Below are 19,072 nucleotides of genomic sequence, written 5' to 3' on the forward strand. Positions count from 1 at the left end.
AGACTTAATAACTTCAATAATTTATAAATACAAGGAGATAAAATGGGAAGAAACGATTTAATAACAGGAAATGTGTGGGAGCAGTATTCAAATAAAGTAATAGACAGAATGAACAATCCGAAATACCTTGGAGAGTTTACGGAAGAGGATGCGAAAAAAAGAGGGCTTAAACTTGTAGTTGCTGATTTCGGTAGTGAAGCGTGCGGTGATGCCGTAAGACTTTACTGGCTGGTGGATCCTAAAACGGATAAAATCGTTGATGCGAGATTCAAAAGTTTCGGATGCGGTACCGCAATTGCTTCATCAGATATGATGACGGAACTCACTATCGGAAAAACGGTGGATGAAGCTATGAAAATTACAAACCTCGATGTTGAAAAAGCACTAAGAGACGATCCGAACACACCTGCGTTTCCACCTCAAAAGATGCACTGCAGCGTAATGGCTTATGACGTTATTATCGAAGCGGCTGCAAAATATAAAGGCAAAAACGCAGATGAACTTAGAGATAACGAAATAGTGTGTGAGTGTGCAAGGGTTACAAGAAAAGAAATTGAAGATATTATTAGAAAACACAACGTAAAAACGGTTGAAGAACTTCAAAAGTACACAGATGCCGGAAAATACTGCAAAAGCTGCGTAGCTCCGGGCGGACATGAGGAAAAACCCGTTTATCTTGTGGATATAATTAAAGAAGTTCAGGAACAGATGAAAAAAGAAAACCTCAAAAATGCCACTGAAACTGAAGATTTTGAAAAAATGAGCCTTATTAAAAAAATAAAAGCGATTGAGGAATTTTTAGATACTAAAATAAAACCGATGCTTGCAATGGACGGAGGTAGTCTGGAACTTCTCGATATAAGAGAAGAAGACGGAATCACAAAAGTTTACATCAGATATATGGGTGCATGTGCAACTTGCGCAAGCGGAGGCGTTACGCTTCTTGCGATAGAAGATGAAATGAAAAAACACTTCAAAACCGATAAAATCAAAATAGAACAAATATAACTTTTTCTTTCTTTTTTTATAAAACACATAAAAGACACAAAAAAGGGATATAATATATAATTAATTTGTCTTTTAGGTGTTAAAAATGAAACTAAGCAAACTTTTAAAACAAAAATTATTAAATGACGAAATTGTCAAAGACTCTTTTAGTGAAGAGGATATAGAACGTATTGCAAAAGTTTTGGAAGAGTTCTTGTCATCGGAAACTATTGATGAAGAGGTTTGTTATAATTTTTATAAGGAAATGAAACTACCGTATTCTATTGTATACCGTTCATTCGGTCTTATAAAAGAAGAAATAAAAGACAAACAAATCAGAGAAAAACTTAATAAACTTCTAAACATTACCGCTAAGGTATATATAAAAAAAGAGATATCTTCTTTAAAAACACTAATACTTCAAAAACAAAAACATGATTTTTTACTTTTTAAAGCTCATGAAGAATGGATAGAACAAATCGTTAAAGCAGTAAAAAATGATAATTTAAAAGATTTTCCTATAGTAGATGCAAAAAAATGTAAATTTAAAAAATATCTTTCTTATTTAGAATCTTTAATGATATGCTTAGACGTTAATCTATGCGTTTATATTCATGATTTGCACAATTTAATACATACGCTTGCAAATTCTTTTTATGTTTTTTATAAAAAAGGATATTACGCCGAATCATATTTTGTATTTAGAGATTTAAAAGAGCAGATTTTAAAGTTTTATAATACTTTAAATGAACTTTATATGGCTACTTTTACAAATATAGAAAAAAGCTTTTTCGATTTAATTGAAATTTTAGTTAAAAGCAAAACATTATATGTAGCTGTAATTGATTTAAAAAATTTAAAAACAATGAACAGTTTATTTAATGAAAACACCGTAACAAATGCAAAAATCATATTGTACAACAAGCTACATAACATATATAAAGATAAAAAAAATTTCCTTTTGATTCAAGGTTCGAGTAATGATTTTTATTTTATAGGGACTGATATTGATTTTCATACTTTTGAAAAAGAAATAGATCACATACACAAAGTAATCTGTGAAACTATTGAAATAAACGGAGAAAAAATAAATTTTGACGGTGCAATTTTCGGTATTAAATTGGATAGATATACACAAATACAAATAAAAGATTTGATCAATTATTTCCGATTTTTGAAACAAGCAGCAAAAGAAGAACATAAAAACATAATCTTAAATAATAAAGAAAATCATCTTGAAGACTGGATTAAAAATCAAATAGATATTAAATTTATTAAAGAAAAAATCGAAAAAAAAGAGATAGATGTAATGTTTCAGCCTATTTTTACTGCAAAAGATAATGAGGTTTTTTCTTTGGAAGCTCTCGGAAGAATTGTTGACAAAGGCAAATTAATTCCTGCAGGTATGTTTATTGACCATATTTACTCTATGAATAAAATTGCCGAGTTTGATATGGTGGTACTTGATAAGATTTTAGAAAAAGAGCATTTAATAAAACAAATAACGAATAGAATATTTTTAAATATTTCGTTTGAGGCTTTGAAAAATGACGAATATATTAAAAAATTAAATATGATTATTAAAAAAATCGACGTTGATATAGTTTTGGAGTTGACTGAACAACGTTTTGTAGAAAATTTAGAATTAATTGAAAGTATAAATAAAAATACAAATACATATTTTGCAGTAGACGATTTCGGTAGCGGTTATTCTTCTATATTGCTTGTAATAAATCTTTTAAGAAGAGATATGATAAGGGTTTTGAAAATAGACGGAACTTTGGTTAAAGGTTTAAAAGACGACGAATTTTTAAAAAAAGCAATAAAAATAATTGTAGGATTCAGAAAAGAATTCGATCTACATTTGGTTGCTGAATTTGTTGAAGATAAAGAAACTCTTGAATTTTTAAAAGATGCAGGTGTAGACTTATTGCAAGGTTATTATCTTTCTATGCCTAAAACGATTGAAGAGCTATTGATAGAAAAAGAGGAGAGAATAAGAGAAATCGTTAATTAAGCTTAGTATAAGTATGACCTAAAAACGCGTGATCGCTTTCTGGGAAGTCAAGTCTGAAATGTGCACCTCTGCTTTCTTCTCTGTCAAGTGCGGCTTTTGCGATTGCCGTTGCAATATCAATACCATTGATAAGTTCTATTTTTTCCTGTATTGACGAGTCGTTTTCACTTTCAAGGTTGTTTTTCATTTCGTTTAATGTTTCAAGAGCTTTTTTAAGCTGATAACCATTTCTTATAATGCCAACTTTATTAAACAGTAAATCACCAAGTTTATGTTTTAGTTCTTTTGCATCAATTTTAGTATTGTTTAGTTTGTTTAAGAGATCTTTGTCTTTTTCAATTTGTTCATTCGGTAAATCTACGTATGACTGCTGTCTGTGAGAATATTTTACAGCTTGATATCCAGCAATTTTACCGAAAACCGCACCTTCACTCAATGAATTACCTCCGAGTCTATTAGCACCGTTTACTCCGTTGTTTCCAGCTTCTCCGGCATAAAAGAGTCCTTCAATATCCGTAAAACAATACGTATCGGTTTTGATACCTCCCATTGTATAATGAGCAAGCGGGGTAATAGGGATAGGCTCTTTTGCAATATCGATACCTTTTAAAGACTTAACTCTTTTTTTCAGGTTAATAAGTTTAGTGTTTATAATATCTTCCGGAATATCGGTTAAATCCAAATATACTTTTTTACCTCTTTGAAGCTGTTTAACAATGGCACGGGTTACGAAATCTCTCGTATTTAATTCATCAACGAATTCTTTACCTTCACTATTGATAAGCTTTCCTCCTTCTCCTCTTGCAGCCTCACTGATCAAATAATTACTGCCTTCAAGTCCCGTAGGATGAAACTGTATAAACTCCATATCCATTCCCTCAAGACCGGCTCTAAGTCCCATAGCCACACCATCACCGGTGGCATCATTAACATTTGTAGTATAACCTTTGTAAAGTCCGGCATATCCTCCAGTAGCTACGATAACCGCTTTTGCTTGAATAACTCTTAATTCATTTGTTTTTTCGTCTAAAAATGTAACCCCTGCTATTTTTCCGTCGTTTACAAGTAAATTTAATGCTAAATGGTTCTTAATAATATCAATGCCCAAATCTTTCAAAGCTTTATTTAATGCTTTCATAATAGCCGGACCTGTTGCATCCGCAGCATATACTGTTCTTTTAAATTTTGTACCGCCAAAAGGTCTTTGTGCAAGTTTACCGTTAGGCAACGTATTAAAAGGGACTTTAAATCTTCTATGTAGTTCCCTTACAACCTGAGGAGCTTGTTCACAAAAAATTCTGACAGCTTCTTCGTCAGCAATACCTACTCCACCTTTTAATGTATCCTGAATATGATGTTCGATAGAATCACCGTCTTCCATATTGTTAAGGGCCGCGTTTATACCTCCCTTGGCCATGAAAGAATTATTTGCCATAGGGGATTTTTTTGTAACGATAGCTATATTGCTTCCTAATTCTTTTGCTTCAATTGCAGCCATCATTCCGGCAATTCCGCTTCCAATTACCAAAATATCATATTTCATTAACGTCCTTTTTGATATAATTGTATCAAAAAAGAGGAAAGCTTATGAGATGGTTGTTTTGGTTGTTAGCTGCGGTATTGTTAAGCGGTTATGAAGTAAGTATTACAAATATTAACGGAGATGTTGTAACATTAGACAAATATGTAAAAAAAGGTGTAAGCGGAGTAGTTTTATGTCCATTTGAAGGTAAGCATATAATTTGTGCAAAAGCCGTAACATACGGTAAAAAAGCTAAATTAAAAGTTTATGACAATTTAAAAAACGAAGCATTCGCTTTGCCTGTTGTATTACCGAAAAAAGGTGATAAAATCCTTCTTGCAAAGAATTATAATAGAATTCTGATAATCGCACCTAATCAATATCTGTATCTTAAAACAAAAGAAAATTACAAGAATGCAATTATTATAAATCCTGATAATTTCGCAGCCTTTTTAGAAGATATCCCCACAAGAGAGGAATTTATAAATTTTGCTAAAAAAATGGATATAGGAAGATATGTTTTCGTATTGGATAAAATTTATGAAGTAGATGCTGACAGTTTTTACGCAATAAAAAAATACGGGAAAAATTCTCAAAAATTTAAAGAAATGTTCTTTACAACATATCCTAAATTCGATATAAATGACAAAAATATGATTGCATATTATAAAAGTTTGATAAAGGAATAAAATGATAGACGCAAAACATATTGATGCTTTAAAGCAAATTGTCGGTGAGGAAGATGTAAAAATAGATAAACCTCATTTAAGGGCCTATTCGTATGACGCTACAAAAGAACATTATGAACCGGATGCGGTGGTGTTTCCTGCGAACGAAGAAGAAGTAAGCAAAGTACTTAAATACTGTAACGAGAATAAGATAGCAATAGTTCCAAGAGGTGCCGGAAGCGGTTTTACCGGAGGTGCTTTGCCCGTTAACGGTGGGATTGTATTGGCACTTGAGAAATATATGAATAAAATTCTTGAAATTGACGAAAAAGACATGGTTGCGGTTGTTCAGCCTGGTGTTATTAATGCAGATCTACAAAAAGCAGTTGAAGCAAAAGGACTTTTTTATCCGCCTGATCCGGCAAGTATGGATTACTCAACTATAGGTGGAAATGTAAGTGAAAATGCGGGTGGTATGAGAGCTGCTAAATACGGGCTTACTAAAGACTATGTAATGAGTCTTAAAGCCGTACTTCCAAATGGAGACATCATAAGAGCCGGAAAAAGAACAATTAAAGATGTTGCGGGATATAATGTTGCCGGAATTTTAATTGCAAGTGAGGGTACTCTTGCTGTAATTACGGAAATTACATTGAAATTACTTCCAAAACCGAAACTTAAAAAAACATATATGGGAATTTTTGAAAACGTTGAACAGGCTATGAATGCGGTGTATAAATCACTTGCGGGTGGTGCGATGCCTGTAGCTATGGAGTTTATGGATGCTCTTGTAGTAAAAGCGCTTAGAGAAAAGTTAGGTGTGAATTTACCTGAATGGGCAGGGGCTCTTCTTGTAGGAGACGTAGACGGTAATGTTGACGAAGAGATTGATTATCAATTAAACATATTAGAAAAAAGCTTTAAAGAAGAAGGTGCTAAAGAATTCAGAATAGCAGCGAATGATGAAGAGGCAAACGAAATATGGTATGCAAGAAGAAATGCATCACCGTCAATCACAATGTATGGAAGTAAAAAAATTAACGAAGATATTTCGGTACCAAGAAGCAAATTACCCGAAGCATTAAACGGAATTTATGCTATTGCTGAAAAATACAATGTTTTAGCTCCTTGTTTCGGTCATGCTGGGGATGGTAATATTCATGTAAATGTTATGGTTGACGGTAGCAATGAAGATGAGGTTAGAAGAGGGTATGAAGCTGTTGAAGAAATATTTAAGCTTGTAGTGGAACTTGACGGAACGCTAAGCGGGGAACACGGTATAGGTATCAGTAAGGCTCCGTTTATGAAACTTGCCTTTACCGAAGAGGAGTTAAACCTTTTTAGAAGAATTAAAAATGCATTTGATCCGAACGGTATACTTAATCCCGGAAAAATGGGACTGTGATTTTTTAGTAATAAGTAGTTAAATTTATTAGTTGTGAAGTGAATAAGGAAAACAGTAATGAGAATATGTACGTTTAATGTAAATTCTATAAGAAGTAGACTTGAAATTGTTCAAAACCTTATTAAAGAATATGATATAGATGTGTTATGTATGCAGGAGATTAAAGTCGAAGAAGATAAATTTCCTAAAATTGACGAAGAGTACGAATGTGTAATACACGGACAAAAAAAACTAAACGGCGTGGCTGTATGTTCAAGAATTCCTATAGAAAAATATCAAAAGGGTTTTGAAGGAGAGCTTGAAGAAGCAAGATTTATATATTCTTTAATAGATGAAATTCATATAATTAACGTATATGTTCCGTTAGGGGATAATTACGGGGAAAGGTTTGAATATAAGATTTATTTTTATAATAAACTTTTTGAGTTTTTAAGCAGGTTTGATTTAAGTAAAGACAAAGTTGTTTTATGCGGCGATATGAATGTGGCTTATAGTGATTTGGATGTATGGGATCCTGAAATATGGGAAGGAGAAGTGACGTTCCTTCCCGAAGAAAAAGCAATGATAAATAATATTTTGAATATGGGGTTTGTAGACGTTATCAGAGAATTCAATAAAAATGAAAGAGTATATACATTTTATGATTACAGAGGTGCGAAAGTTTATAAAAATGAAGGAATGAGATTAGATTATGTGTTTCTTTCTCCTACTCTTGCTAAAGAAGTTAAAAATGTGGAAATATTAACTTCCGTGAGAAGAAAAAGAAAGCCGACACCTTCGGATCATGTTCCAATAATTGTTGAATTGTGAGGTTGAGATGTTTAATGAAATAGTTCAGTTTTTAGTTGATTTTTGTAATTCAATAGGATATGTCGGTGTTTATATTTACATGGTTTTAGTAGGAACATTTATTCCCGTTCCGAGTGAACTTGTATTATTACCTGCCGGATATTTGGCTGCAATTGGTGAAAAAAACCTTTTATTACTTTGGATTGCAGGTTCTTTAGGCTCACTTACCGGAGCTTTGATAAATTATTTCCTTGCGAAATATTTAGTTAATAAACTTTTAAAAGATAAACCGATAATCGAAAAAGTAAATAAATTCTGGGCAAGACACGGTAAAATTTCCGCATTTCTTGCTCCGTTGACACCCGGTCTTGGTCAGTATATTTCAATTCCGGCCGGTCTTTCTCATATGCCTCTTAGGTGGTTTATACCTTTAACATACGCAGCAAATTTGATCTGGGTAGGTTTTATGTTAATGATAGGTTATATATTCGGAGCAGGTGAAAGTGCTCATAAAGAAGTAGTATATGGTAGTTTGGTTTTATTTGGCGGTGTTATTGTTATCGCAAGTGTTTATGTGTTTTTTGACTTAAAAAAACAAAAAACTACTGACTGATTATAACTTTATCTTTTCCTGCTCTTTTTGCTCTATAAACGGCTTCGTCAACTCTTTCAATAAATGAAAACATTCCTTCGCCTTTATATGTGCCCACACCCATACTTACTGTAACCGGTTTAGATTTTATTTGAATTTTTTCTTTAATGCTCTGTCTAAGTCTTTCTGCAATTTGAAACGCTTCATAAAGTTCTGTTTCCGGTAAAATAATAACTATTTCTTCTCCACCATATCTGAATGCCAAGTCTGTATTTCTCAGCATCTGCATAATATGTTTAGAGAGGTTTATTAAAATTTCATCACCTTTTTGGTGTCCGTAAGTATCATTAATTTTTTTGAAGTTGTCTATGTCTAAAAAAATTATAGAAAAAGGTCTTTTGTATCTTTCATATAAGTCTATGAAATAATTGAAATTTTCTATAAAATGGCGCCTGTTGTATAGTTTGGTTAAAGGGTCTATTATTTTTTCTTTTTCTAAACCTTTTTTGATCATAAAATAGACAAAAAAGATTATAAAAAGAATAAGTATTGCAGTTATTAAAGTAATGTATGAAACTTTTTTTAATAAAAGATTGTTTTTGTATTCGGAAACTCTGGCGGTATAACTTGTAAGTTTATCCGCTTCTTCCCAGCATTTTTCGCTTAATATTAAAATTGCGTCGCAGTCATTTTCATTTTTAAGTTCATTCCAAGAATGTCTGACCTTATTATATAAATATTTAAATTGAGATTCTTTTTCTTTTGGAAAATAGCCGTTTTTGGCTAATTCATCGATAATATTAAAATCGTTTTCAATTTGCGCTTTCACAAAATCTGCGGAAATATGCTGAAGTTTTAATTTAGCATATCTTTGAACAGACCCTCTGATTTGTCCTAATTTATTTACTAAAAAAGCATCTTTATAAATAGAAGTTTTTAATGATTTTGTTAATAAGTATCCGTTAAAAAGGGTAATACCTAAAATAAGCAATAGCAGTACCAAAATAGGTGACGATACTGCTATTCCTTTTTTTCTTAATTTTATTAACATTTTTATACCTTAAAGTCTACCACTTTCCTTTCTATAATATATGGTTTGATATAAGAGATAACCTCTAAATGTTTTGGATGTTTTGCATAAATTTCTAAATCATTTATGTTTTTTACATCCGTTATTACACAGAAATCGGAAGAATTAGGGTCAAACTTAATATCAATACCTACTTGTATGTTTATAATTTCGGGAATATCATTTTTTAAATTTTCTATTTTTTCTTTAAAAATCTCCAAAGGAGCGTTCTCTTTTGTTTTAAACAGTACTACGTGTTTGATCATTTAAGACCTTTTACGAACTCTTCTATTCTTTTTATCCCGTTTTTGATCGTTTCAAGGTCTGTAGCGAATGAAAATCTAAAATATCCTTCACTTCCAAATCCGATGCCCGGCACAACTGCTACACCTTTGTCTTCCAATAATGTAAGCGCAAATGCCATTGATTCTTCCATAACTTCTTTGTGGTTTACATAAATATAAAAAGCGCCTTGAGGTTTCGCTGCACTTAATCCCGGAATATTATTGAAAGCTTCATAAACATAATCTCTTCTTTTTTTAAATTCGGCTTTCATCATTTCCACATCAGCGTCAGCTTTTCCTAAAAGAGCCGGGATTGCTGCTTTTTGAGTAATTGAGTTTATATTTGATGTCATTTGAGATTGGAGTTTTATCATAGCTTTTATTAAATCTTTGTTTTTACTTGCAAGATATCCGAATCTCCAACCTGTCATTGCATGAGATTTACTCAGTCCGTTTACTGTAATTGTTCTTTGAAGCATATCATTATTGATACTTGCCGTAGCGCAAAACTCACCTTCATAAATGAGTTTTTCGTACATTTCATCACTTACAACCCAAATGTCGGTACCTTTAAGTACTTCAGCCAGAGCGCTTAATTCTTCTTTCGAATAAACTGCACCGGTAGGATTGCTCGGGCTTGTTAAAATTAACATTTTCGTATTAGGATTTATAGCTTTTTTAAGCATTTCCGGGGTAATTTTGAAATTAGTTTCTTCCGTTGTGTTAATTGCAACCGGAATACCGTCGTGATATTTTACAAGCTCAGGATATGTTACCCAATAAGGTGCAGGTATGATAACTTCGTCACCTTCTTCGATTAGACATGCCATAATATTATATAAAGATTGTTTAGCTCCGTTACTTACGATAATTTCATCATGAGAATAGTCTAAGTTGTTGTCTCTTTTTAGTTTTATTCTGATTGCTTCCAATACTTCAGGAATACCTGCAACGGAAGTATATTTAGTAAATCCTTCGTTTATCGCTTTGATAGCTTCTTCTTTTATAATTTTAGGTGTATCAAAATCAGGCTCTCCCGCACTGAAAGCCAATATGTCTCTTCCTGCAGCTTTTAATTCTCTTGCTTTTTGAGAGATAGCTATTGTAAGAGAAGGGGATAATTTTTCGATTCTTTTACTAAACATATTTGACCCTTATATTTTTAACATAATTATATAATATTTTTTTTAATTTGCCGATTTATTTATAATAAAGATAAAAGGAAAAAAATGAAAACACTTTTCAATACAATAAACGATTTAAAAAAAGAAATTAAAAATGAAGAGTTATTAAAAAAGCTTGATTTTTTAGAAGAAGCATTCAGGAAGTTACGGACAAAAACAGGACTTAAAGGTCTCGTAAGAAAAAAGAAACTTAGAAAAGTTTTAAGAGATGTGGAGTATGAAGAAGAATTGATAAGACTTCAAATAGAACTTATAAAACTTCAAAACTGGGTATATGAGAATAAAAAAAGAGTAATGATAATTTATGAAGGAAGGGATGCAGCAGGAAAAGGCGGAGCAATAAAGCGTTTTACGGAACATTTGAATCCAAGAAAATACAGAGTAGTTGCATTACCGAAACCAACAGAAGTAGAAACCGGGCAGTTTTATTTTCAAAGATATTTTAAACATCTTCCTGATCCTGGTGAAATAGTCTTTTTTGACAGAAGCTGGTATAACAGGGCTATTGTAGAGCCTGTTTTCGGTTTTTGTACACCTGAACAGTATGAAAAATTTATGATGGAAGTTCCTGAAATAGAACATGCACTTATAGACGACGGAATAATAATGATTAAATTTTGGTTTAGTATTTCAAAAGAAACACAGAAAAAAAGATTTGATGAAAGAATGAAAAATCCTCTTAAACAGTGGAAACTTTCACCTGTTGATAAAAAGGCACAAGAATTGTGGGATGAAATCACACATTATAAAGAAGAGATGTTTAGCAGAACGCATACAAGTTATTCACCTTGGATAATAGTTAATTCAAACGATAAAAAAACGGCAAGACTTGAAAGTATAAGATATGTATTGTCTCAAATTCCTTATGATGGGAAAAAAGATGCAAAAGTATCACTGCATCCTGATCCGGATATAGTACAAAGATATCATAGAAAAAATTTACAACTTGATTAGCATTATGTTAAAATTATAAAAATCGAAGAAAAAAGGGTTTAAATGTTTAAGAATTGGAGCATAAAGAAAAAGCTTTTAATTGCGGTGGGGCTTCCGTTGACGTTTTTGATATTGTTGGCAGGTAATTTATTGGTAACTCAGTATAATAACCTTCAATATGAAAAAACTTATCAAAAAATTTTATCTCTTACAATTAACTATATGTCAAACGCACTTGTGGAATTACAAAAAGAAAGAGGTTTAAGCAGTGCATATATAGCTAACAGAGGTAAAAAGTTCAAATCAGAACTTCAGCAGCAAAGAAGAAAAACTGATGAAAAAATTGCCGAGTTGAAAAAATACATCAATAAAATCAATTTGAAAAAACTTGACGATCAAACATATTCTGAATATGAAGATGCTTTTAATATGTTAAAAAAACTTCCTTTAATAAGAAGTGAAGTAGATAATCTAAAAATTGATATTTTGGATATGGTTAATTACTATTCAAAAGTTAACGAAACGTTCTTAAATACTAAAGATGAAGTTTTGAAATATTTTATAGATGAAAAACTAAGTGATGACGTAAACGATTATTTTAAACTGCTCAATCTGACTGAGAGTGCAGGAAAAGAAAGAGCGTTTATTGCATATATGTTAAGTACCGGAAATATGAGAGAAGACATATTAACAGCTTGGAATTCAACTATTGTTAGTCAAAATGATATTTTAGCCGATTTACAAAAGATTTCTGCAAAAACAGCAGCTGTAAATAAAAGAGTTGAAGAAATCAGAAGAGAATTTCAAATAATTCCTAAAAAACTTGCAATCATTTCCAAAATGAAAGATATTGCCGGATACGGTGGATTGATTCATAACTTCAAAAACTACGTATTAAGAGGAAAAGAAAAATACGAACAAAAATTTAATAAACTTTATTTTAAACTTTTAGACACTATTGAAGAATACAAAAAATTAAACCCGTCGGCTGAGGAATTAAAACAGCTTGAACAAATAAAAAAAGTTTTCACACAATATTACAACGGTTTACCAAAAGTTGTTCAGGCGTACAATGAGGGTATGAGTGTTAAACAGTTAGACAAAATCGTTAAAGTAAACGATTCACCTGCTATTAACGCATTTAAAAAATTAAGTAACGGTAAATTGAGTACTTCTTTAACAACGGCTGATTGGATTAAAATTTCAACACAAAGAATTAACACATTTAAAAAATTTGCAGATGAAATTGGTAAAAAAATCTTAAAAGAAGTTGATGAAGAAATATCACACACATTCATCTCTATTATAATAATTGGTATTGCGACTGTATTAATAGTATTAATCGTTGTGTTTATCGGTATTACAATTTCAAAAACATTAGCGGAATCTGTTGAAAAACTTAAAAACGGTTTATTGGAATTCTTTAAATTCTTGAATAGAGAAAGTAAAGAAGCTAAAAAAATCGAAATAAACAGTAATGATGAGCTTGGATTGATGGCCAAACTTATTAATGAAAATATTTCGAAAATTGAACAAAACCTCATGCAAGACGCACATATGATTAATGGCCTTGTAAGAGAAGTTGAGAAAATGAAAAGAGGTATTTTAGTTGGCAGAATTACTGAAGAAGCTGCAAACCCTGAGCTTGAAAGAGTAAGAAAACTATTTAACGAAATGCAAGATGCTTTAGAAAAAATTATAGGTGAAGACGTAAATAAAACTGTTGTAGTATTAGATAGTGCAATGAATAAAGACTTTACTAAACGTATTCAAAATGCAATCGGAAAAGTTGAAATAGCTGTAAACAGTGTGATTGATACTATCGTTGAAATATTAAGAATCAACAAAGAAAACGGTGAATTATTAACTCTAAAATCAAATGAATTAAAAGAAAAAATGAATACTTTAAAAGAAGTTGCGAAAATTTCTTCTAAAGAACTTGCGCATTTATCAAGTGTAATGCAAGAATTAAACAATGAAATCATCGATATTTCTAATCAAACAAAAATGGTTGTTGATCAATCACAAGATATTAAAAATGTTGTGGGAATCATTCAAGAAATTGCAGATCAGACTAATCTTCTTGCCCTTAATGCTGCTATTGAAGCTGCAAGAGCAGGCGAACATGGAAGAGGGTTTGCGGTTGTTGCCGATGAAGTAAGAAAACTTGCTGAAAAAACACAAAAATCATTAAGTGAAATCGATGCGAATATAAACATCTTGACACAGTCTATTACAAATATTGGTGAAGCTATTATTAAACAAACCGATTCAATCTCTAATGCTACTGTAAAAATTGAAGAAGTAAATAGAAAAACTCAAGAAATGGAACAATTAGTAAGTGAAGTGGACAATGTAGCGGAAGAAGTAGACGAAATGGCGGATAAAATGCTTAAAAACGTAGAGCGTAATAAATTTTAACGCTCTATCTGTTTTTTAACGCTTCAAGATAATCTCTATATTTTTTTTCGATTTCCTCATCTTTTTCAATAATATTTTTATCACTGTTTATTACAGCTTCTTCAAGTACTTTGATTCTATCCATTAAATATTCGAACAATTCTTTTTCAATATCAGGAAGTTTATCATGTCCTAATGGAGAATAATCTTTTCTTTTGATAACTTTTCCGGGTATACCAACAACAGTTGAGTATGGAGGCACATCCTTAACAACTACCGAATTTGCGCCTATTTTACTTCCTTTTCCGATAGTGATATTTCCTAAAATTTTTGCTCCTGCTCCAATTGTAACATCATCTTCGATTGTTGGGTGTCTTTTACCGGGATTTAAACTTACACCGCCTAAAGTCACACCCTGATAAATTGTGACATTATTCCCAATTACAGCTGTTTCTCCGATTACAACACCGATTCCATGATCAATAAAAACATTTTCTCCAATAGTAGCGCCGGGATGGATATCCATATTTGTAATAAATTGATTGATAGACATAATAAATCTTGCAGTTCTTTTGAAACCGGCTTTATATATTTTATTGGATATCCTATAATTTACTAATGCCCATATTCCCGGGTATGCATATAAAAGTTCAATTTTGTTTTTAAATGCAGGGTCCCTGTCTTTTACTGCTGCAAAATCTTTTTTAATCAATGTCCATATACTCACTGATAACCTTTTTTATTCTAAAATTAATTTCTTCAATGTTTTTTGAAGCGTCAAGTAAAAGATACGGGATTTCAAGTCTGTTACAGACTTCAATCATATTATCCTGAATATTTATAAGATAATCCAATCCTCTTTTTTCAATATTATCATGATTTTTTTGGGATAATCTGTATTGTAACGTTTCTTTGTCAAGTTTTAATATTATTACAAACTCAGGAAATATGCCGTCAGTTGCAAATTTGTTAAGATTTACAAGCATATTGAAATCAAAAAATTCCATTGCATACGCAATACCGCTTATGACACTTCTGTCTGTCAAAATGTTTTTATGAAGATTGGGTTTTACAAATTTTTCTATTGTTTCGGCCCTGTCGGCTAAAAACAAAAAAAGTTCAGCTTTTTTTGAAATATCGTCATTAAAAATAATTTCTCTAATTTTTGTGCCGAATTTTGTAAATCCGGGTTCTTTTATAAATAAAATGTTGTTTTTATATTCATTTTTTAACAATTCAATTTGTGTAGATTTTCCCGCGGTATCTATACCTTCTAAGGCAATGTACATTATAAATCCTTAATTATTTCATTTGGAATTAAATGAGACACATCTCCGTTGTATTTTAAAATACTTCTTACAACACTCGATGATATAAATGCGTTTTCAAGATTAGGCATTAAATAAATCGTGTCTATTTCGCTGTCTAAACTTTTATTTGCGTAACCCATTTGAAGTTCATATTCAAAATCACTTACCGCTCTAAGCCCTCTAATGATTATTTTACACTCTTTTTCCCTTGCAAAATCGACAAGTAATGAATTGAAACTTTCAACTTCAATTTTTGGAAGATGTGAGGTTGCTTTTTTCATGAGTTCTACTCTTTTTTCAAGGCTAAACATTGTTTTTTTATCTTTATTATCGGCTACTGCCACAATGATTTTATCAAACATTTTACATGCTCTTTTTATAATATCTAAATGACCGTTTGTTACAGGGTCGAATGTTCCGGGATAGATAGCTTTTGTATACACTATGACCACCTTTTATATAAATTATTTTTAATGCCTGCAAGGTCAAACCATTTACCTATTAAAAACATTTCAATGTCTTCTATTTTTTCAGGGTTGTTATAATACCCGAAAATAGGAGGTGCAATTATAACATTTTGTAATTTAGATAATTTTAACATATGTTCGAGATATATTTCGCTAAACGGCATCTCTCTTGGCGCTATTATTAATTTCTTTTTTTCTTTAATAGCTACTTGTGCGCTTCGAGTGATTAAGTTGTCCGCTATTCCCAAAGCGGTTTTTGCAAGAGTATTCATACTGCATGGTACGATAAAAGTAATGTCTATACCGAAACTTCCACTTGCCGGAGGTGCAGATATATCATCATTTATGAATATATTTTCTTCTTTTTCAAAAACGGTTTGTGCGTGATTGCTGAGTATCAAAAATCTTTCATATTCTGCCGGAATGAGATTATAAAGTTTCAGTCCTAAGTTTACTCCGCTTGCTCCGCTTATACATACTAATACTTTCATTTTTCCTCTTTTTTATTTAATAATTACTTCTCCGTTTTTATTTGCAATTCCGTTATATATTTTGGTGTTGATTTTAACTTTTACATTTTCATTTAAATTTGCATCATTAAGTGCAGTCCCTTTTGAATATATTTCAATATTTTTATCTTTAAATATTACGCTTACACTGTCACCTTTTAATATTAAAGGTCTGATTTTTGTATTGGAGCGGTTAATTACCGCATTTTTAGAGATTATTTTTGATGCTATTAGATTATTTGGGATTACAGTGAGCGGTTGTGAGTAAAAGCTTCTGAATTTGATTATTTCAGAAGTTGTGTTTGGTTGAACAAGTTCATTGAGATGTATGACTCTTGTCGCCTTAAATACTTTGATTTTTGCATTGAGTTTATAAAAATAATATTTACCGTCAATTATAACAGTAGAAGAGGGAAGTTTATAATTTGCAAGTTTGAAATCAATTTTTTTGTATTTTTTAGGAAAAGGTTTATTTGATTTTATATCATTTATGATTATAGTAGGATAATGTGATTTGTAAAATTTTATAATTTCTTCTTTTACTGAAGCCGATAACAAAAGAGGCATAAAAAAAAGTAAAAATTTTTTATTCATATTTTTCCTATTTTAGGTTAATGAATGAGCTAATACTTCCTCAATTCTTTTAACAGGAACTATTTCAAGACCGTTTTTAACTTCATCAGGAATATCATCAAGGTCTCTTTCATAGTTTTTTTGAGGTATTAAAACTTTTTTAATTTTTGCTTTATATGCCGCAATTAATTTTTCTTTCAAACCTCCTATTGGAAGTACATCGCCCGTCAAAGTTATTTCTCCGGTCATTGCTATATCGGCTTTTACTTTTTTTTCAGCAAAAAGGCTTGCTATAGCAGTTGCCATTGTAATTCCCGCGCTCGGCCCGTCTTTTGGGATAGCGCCTTCCGGTACATGGATATGGATGTTATATTTAGAATATATCGGTTCTTTTGTGCGCTCTTTGATTTTTATTTTTTTAGTATCAATTAAAACTTTAATCAATGTATACGCAATATGCGCACTTTCTTTCATTACGTCACCGAGTTGCCCCGTTAATATAACCTGACCTCTACCTCTGTATTTTACGGCTTCAACTTTTAAAACATCTCCTCCAACAGGGGTCCAAGCAAGTCCGTTTACAACTCCGATTTTGTCTTTTTTATCAACGCTTTCAATTCCGAAATATCCTTTTTCAAGAAATTCTTCAAGGTTTTTAATACTTATTCTAACTTTTTCTTTACCTTTTATTATTTCAAGAGCTGCTTTTCTCATAATTTTAGCGATGACACGTCTAAGGTTTCTTACTCCCGCTTCTTTTGTGTATTTGTCAATAATTTCCATTAATGCTTTATCTGATATAGAGACTTCGCTTTTTTTCAAAGAATGCTTTTTCATTTCCTGAGGAATAAGATATCTTTTTGCAATTTCGAATTTTTCCTGAGGAGTGTAGCTTCCTACGAATATCATTTCCATTCTGTCTTTAAGAGGCGCTGGAATAGTACTCGGATCATTAGCCGTTGCAATAAACAGAACTTTGCTTAAATCCAAATCAAAGTTTAGATACAAGTCTCTGAATTCTTTATTCTGCTCAGGGTCTAATATTTCAAGAAGTACAGCGGTAGGATCTCCTCTGTATCTTGCTATTTTGTCAATTTCATCAAGTACCATTACAGGATTCATCTCTTTTGCGTTGATAATTCCTTGTGCGATTCTTCCCGGCATTGCACCTATATACGTTCTTCTGTGGCCCCTTAGTTCGTTTACGTCCTCAAGACCGCCAAGAGCGATTCTAACAAGTTTTCTGTCGAGAGATTTTGCAATAGAATTGGCTAAAGATGTTTTACCAACACCAGGAGGTCCTACAAAACATAAAATTGCACCGCTAAATTCGTTGTTTCTTTTTTTTGCAAGTTCTTTTGCCGCAAAATATTCGACAATTCTTTCTTTCGGTTTTTTAAGACCGTAATGATCTTTGTCCAGTCTTTCCTGAAGTTCGTCTATACTGAATTCTTCTTTCGCATATTTACCAAAAGGAATTTCAAGAGCCCATTCTATATAGTTTTGTGTAGTTGTGGCTTCTGCACTGTCAGGATGCATTCTTGAAAGCCTGTCTATTTGTTTTTTGATTTCTTTATATGCGTTTTCAGGCATATAAGGTTTAAGTTCTTCTAATTTTTCGTAATATTCTCTAATTTCTTCTTCTAATTCGTTTGTAATTCCAAGTTCTTGCTGGATTAGTTTTAATTGTTGTTTAAGAAGATGCTCTCTGTTTGCTTCTTGGACTTGTTCCATTACTTTTTTAGAAAGTTCATTTTTAAGTTTTATAGATTCAATTTCTTCAAGAATAAAATGTATTAATTTTACCAGTCTTTTATGTGTGTCCGTCTCTTTAAAAAGTTCATAACCTTTTTCGGTAGGTAATTTTAGCGAGCTTGCTATTATATCTATGATTCTGTCCGCATCAGAATTATTATCTATTATTTTTATAAAATCTTTAGGGAAAAACGGGCTTAGTTCACTTAAAGTAATAATGTGTTCTTTTAGTGTTTCCAAAAGTGCACTTAATTCTTTTTTATCAACATCTGTATGAGATTCAACTTTGTCAATCAGTGCTAAAGTCGGGTTTTTGTCCGTAATTTCAAGTATTTTTCCCCTGACAAGCCCTTGGAAAAGTATTTTAACTCTTCCTTCAGGCAGAGTGACTTTTCTTATGATAGTTCCAATAGTTCCATACGTGCCTACTTCATCATTTATAGATACAAAGAGTAAAGAGTGGTCGTTTATAGCTTTTTGAACGGCAATTATGTCGTTTTTATCTTCAAGGAAGATAGGGATTATCATAAATGGATATATTAGTTCTTTTTCTTTAAGAACAGGAATAATGCTTGGCAACTCACTGTAATTTTCTAACGTCAACTTTT

Annotated in this window: 18 protein-coding genes; 8 read left to right on the top strand and 10 right to left on the bottom strand. The window is 31.6% G+C overall.

Annotated features, from left to right (window positions below):
• Positions 1-42: 42 nt before the first annotated feature.
• A complete protein-coding gene (locus NAMH_RS04025; RefSeq protein ID WP_012663496.1) occupies positions 43-1,008 on the top strand; it encodes an iron-sulfur cluster assembly scaffold protein NifU in 966 nt (321 codons plus the stop codon).
• 85 nt (positions 1,009-1,093) lie between these two features.
• Positions 1,094-3,004: an EAL domain-containing protein gene (locus tag NAMH_RS04030; RefSeq protein ID WP_015901841.1), complete on the top strand. Its 1,911-nt coding sequence runs from the start codon at positions 1,094-1,096 to the stop codon at positions 3,002-3,004.
• Here the strand turns inward: NAMH_RS04030 and NAMH_RS04035 are convergent.
• A complete protein-coding gene (locus NAMH_RS04035; protein ID WP_015902832.1) occupies positions 2,997-4,547 on the bottom strand; it encodes an L-aspartate oxidase in 1,551 nt (516 codons plus the stop codon). The genes NAMH_RS04030 and NAMH_RS04035 overlap by 8 nt on opposite strands.
• A 44-nt stretch (positions 4,548-4,591) precedes the next feature.
• Between NAMH_RS04035 and NAMH_RS04040 the strand changes: the two genes are divergently transcribed.
• Genes NAMH_RS04040 through NAMH_RS04055 form a run of 4 tightly spaced genes read left to right on the top strand, consistent with a single transcriptional unit; the run spans position 4,592 to position 8,001 of the window.
• The gene (locus NAMH_RS04040) at positions 4,592-5,215 is read left to right on the top strand and encodes a plasminogen-binding N-terminal domain-containing protein (protein ID WP_015902601.1); all 624 of its coding nucleotides are present in this window, start codon (positions 4,592-4,594) and stop codon (positions 5,213-5,215) included.
• Position 5,216: 1 nt separating this feature from the next.
• The gene (locus NAMH_RS04045; RefSeq protein WP_015902351.1) at positions 5,217-6,599 is read left to right on the top strand and encodes an FAD-binding oxidoreductase; all 1,383 of its coding nucleotides are present in this window, start codon (positions 5,217-5,219) and stop codon (positions 6,597-6,599) included.
• A 57-nt stretch (positions 6,600-6,656) separates the two neighbouring features.
• The gene (gene xth, locus NAMH_RS04050; RefSeq protein ID WP_012663758.1) at positions 6,657-7,409 is read left to right on the top strand and encodes an exodeoxyribonuclease III; all 753 of its coding nucleotides are present in this window, start codon (positions 6,657-6,659) and stop codon (positions 7,407-7,409) included.
• A 7-nt stretch (positions 7,410-7,416) separates the two neighbouring features.
• Entirely contained in the window at positions 7,417-8,001 is a 585-nt protein-coding gene (locus NAMH_RS04055; RefSeq protein WP_015901857.1) for a DedA family protein, read from the top strand.
• On the opposite strand, the gene NAMH_RS08980 is transcribed toward NAMH_RS04055, so the two are convergent.
• From NAMH_RS08980 to NAMH_RS04070, 3 genes are read right to left on the bottom strand one after another with little or no spacing between them, the layout of a single operon-like run.
• A complete protein-coding gene (locus NAMH_RS08980; RefSeq protein WP_015902191.1) occupies positions 7,991-9,031 on the bottom strand; it encodes a GGDEF domain-containing protein in 1,041 nt (346 codons plus the stop codon). The genes NAMH_RS04055 and NAMH_RS08980 overlap by 11 nt on opposite strands.
• 2 nt (positions 9,032-9,033) lie before the next feature.
• On the bottom strand, positions 9,034-9,315 hold the full coding sequence (locus NAMH_RS04065) for a Dabb family protein (protein WP_012663659.1): 282 nt from the start codon (positions 9,313-9,315) through the stop codon (positions 9,034-9,036).
• Complete coding sequence (locus tag NAMH_RS04070) at positions 9,312-10,478, bottom strand: pyridoxal phosphate-dependent aminotransferase (RefSeq protein WP_015902525.1); 1,167 nt, start codon at positions 10,476-10,478, stop codon at positions 9,312-9,314. The genes NAMH_RS04065 and NAMH_RS04070 overlap by 4 nt, the downstream gene beginning before the upstream one ends.
• Before the next feature lie 84 nt (positions 10,479-10,562).
• On the opposite strand from NAMH_RS04070, the gene ppk2 reads away from it, so the two are divergent.
• Together ppk2 and NAMH_RS04080 are read left to right on the top strand one after the other, a co-directional pair.
• The gene (gene ppk2 / locus NAMH_RS04075) at positions 10,563-11,471 is read left to right on the top strand and encodes a polyphosphate kinase 2 (protein WP_015901937.1); all 909 of its coding nucleotides are present in this window, start codon (positions 10,563-10,565) and stop codon (positions 11,469-11,471) included.
• A 42-nt stretch (positions 11,472-11,513) separates the two neighbouring features.
• Positions 11,514-13,871 carry a methyl-accepting chemotaxis protein gene (locus NAMH_RS04080; protein ID WP_015902658.1) on the top strand — a complete coding sequence of 786 codons (2,358 nt, stop codon included), beginning with the start codon at positions 11,514-11,516 and terminating at the stop codon, positions 13,869-13,871.
• Positions 13,872-13,875: 4 nt separating this feature from the next.
• On the opposite strand, the gene cysE is transcribed toward NAMH_RS04080, so the two are convergent.
• From cysE to lon, 6 genes are read right to left on the bottom strand one after another with little or no spacing between them, the layout of a single operon-like run.
• Positions 13,876-14,577, bottom strand: a complete 702-nt coding sequence (cysE, locus tag NAMH_RS04085; RefSeq protein ID WP_015902193.1) for a serine O-acetyltransferase — start codon at positions 14,575-14,577, stop codon at positions 13,876-13,878.
• Positions 14,555-15,139, bottom strand: a complete 585-nt coding sequence (gene tmk, locus NAMH_RS04090; RefSeq protein ID WP_012663518.1) for a dTMP kinase — start codon at positions 15,137-15,139, stop codon at positions 14,555-14,557. The genes cysE and tmk overlap by 23 nt, the downstream gene beginning before the upstream one ends.
• Positions 15,139-15,603 (bottom strand): pantetheine-phosphate adenylyltransferase, encoded by a 465-nt coding sequence (gene coaD / locus NAMH_RS04095; protein WP_015902333.1) that lies wholly within the window; start codon positions 15,601-15,603, stop codon positions 15,139-15,141. Before coaD ends, tmk begins: the two co-directional genes overlap by 1 nt.
• The gene (locus tag NAMH_RS04100) at positions 15,603-16,118 is read right to left on the bottom strand and encodes a UbiX family flavin prenyltransferase (protein ID WP_012663651.1); all 516 of its coding nucleotides are present in this window, start codon (positions 16,116-16,118) and stop codon (positions 15,603-15,605) included. The genes coaD and NAMH_RS04100 overlap by 1 nt, the downstream gene beginning before the upstream one ends.
• 12 nt (positions 16,119-16,130) lie before the next feature.
• On the bottom strand, positions 16,131-16,730 hold the full coding sequence (flgA, locus tag NAMH_RS04105) for a flagellar basal body P-ring formation chaperone FlgA (RefSeq protein ID WP_015902668.1): 600 nt from the start codon (positions 16,728-16,730) through the stop codon (positions 16,131-16,133).
• A gap of 12 nt (positions 16,731-16,742) precedes the next feature.
• Entirely contained in the window at positions 16,743-19,067 is a 2,325-nt protein-coding gene (gene lon, locus NAMH_RS04110; RefSeq protein ID WP_015901958.1) for an endopeptidase La, read from the bottom strand.
• Positions 19,068-19,072 lie beyond the last annotated feature (5 nt).

Source organism: Nautilia profundicola AmH, from assembly GCF_000021725.1.
Lineage (GTDB): Bacteria > Campylobacterota > Campylobacteria > Campylobacterales > Nautiliaceae > Nautilia > Nautilia profundicola.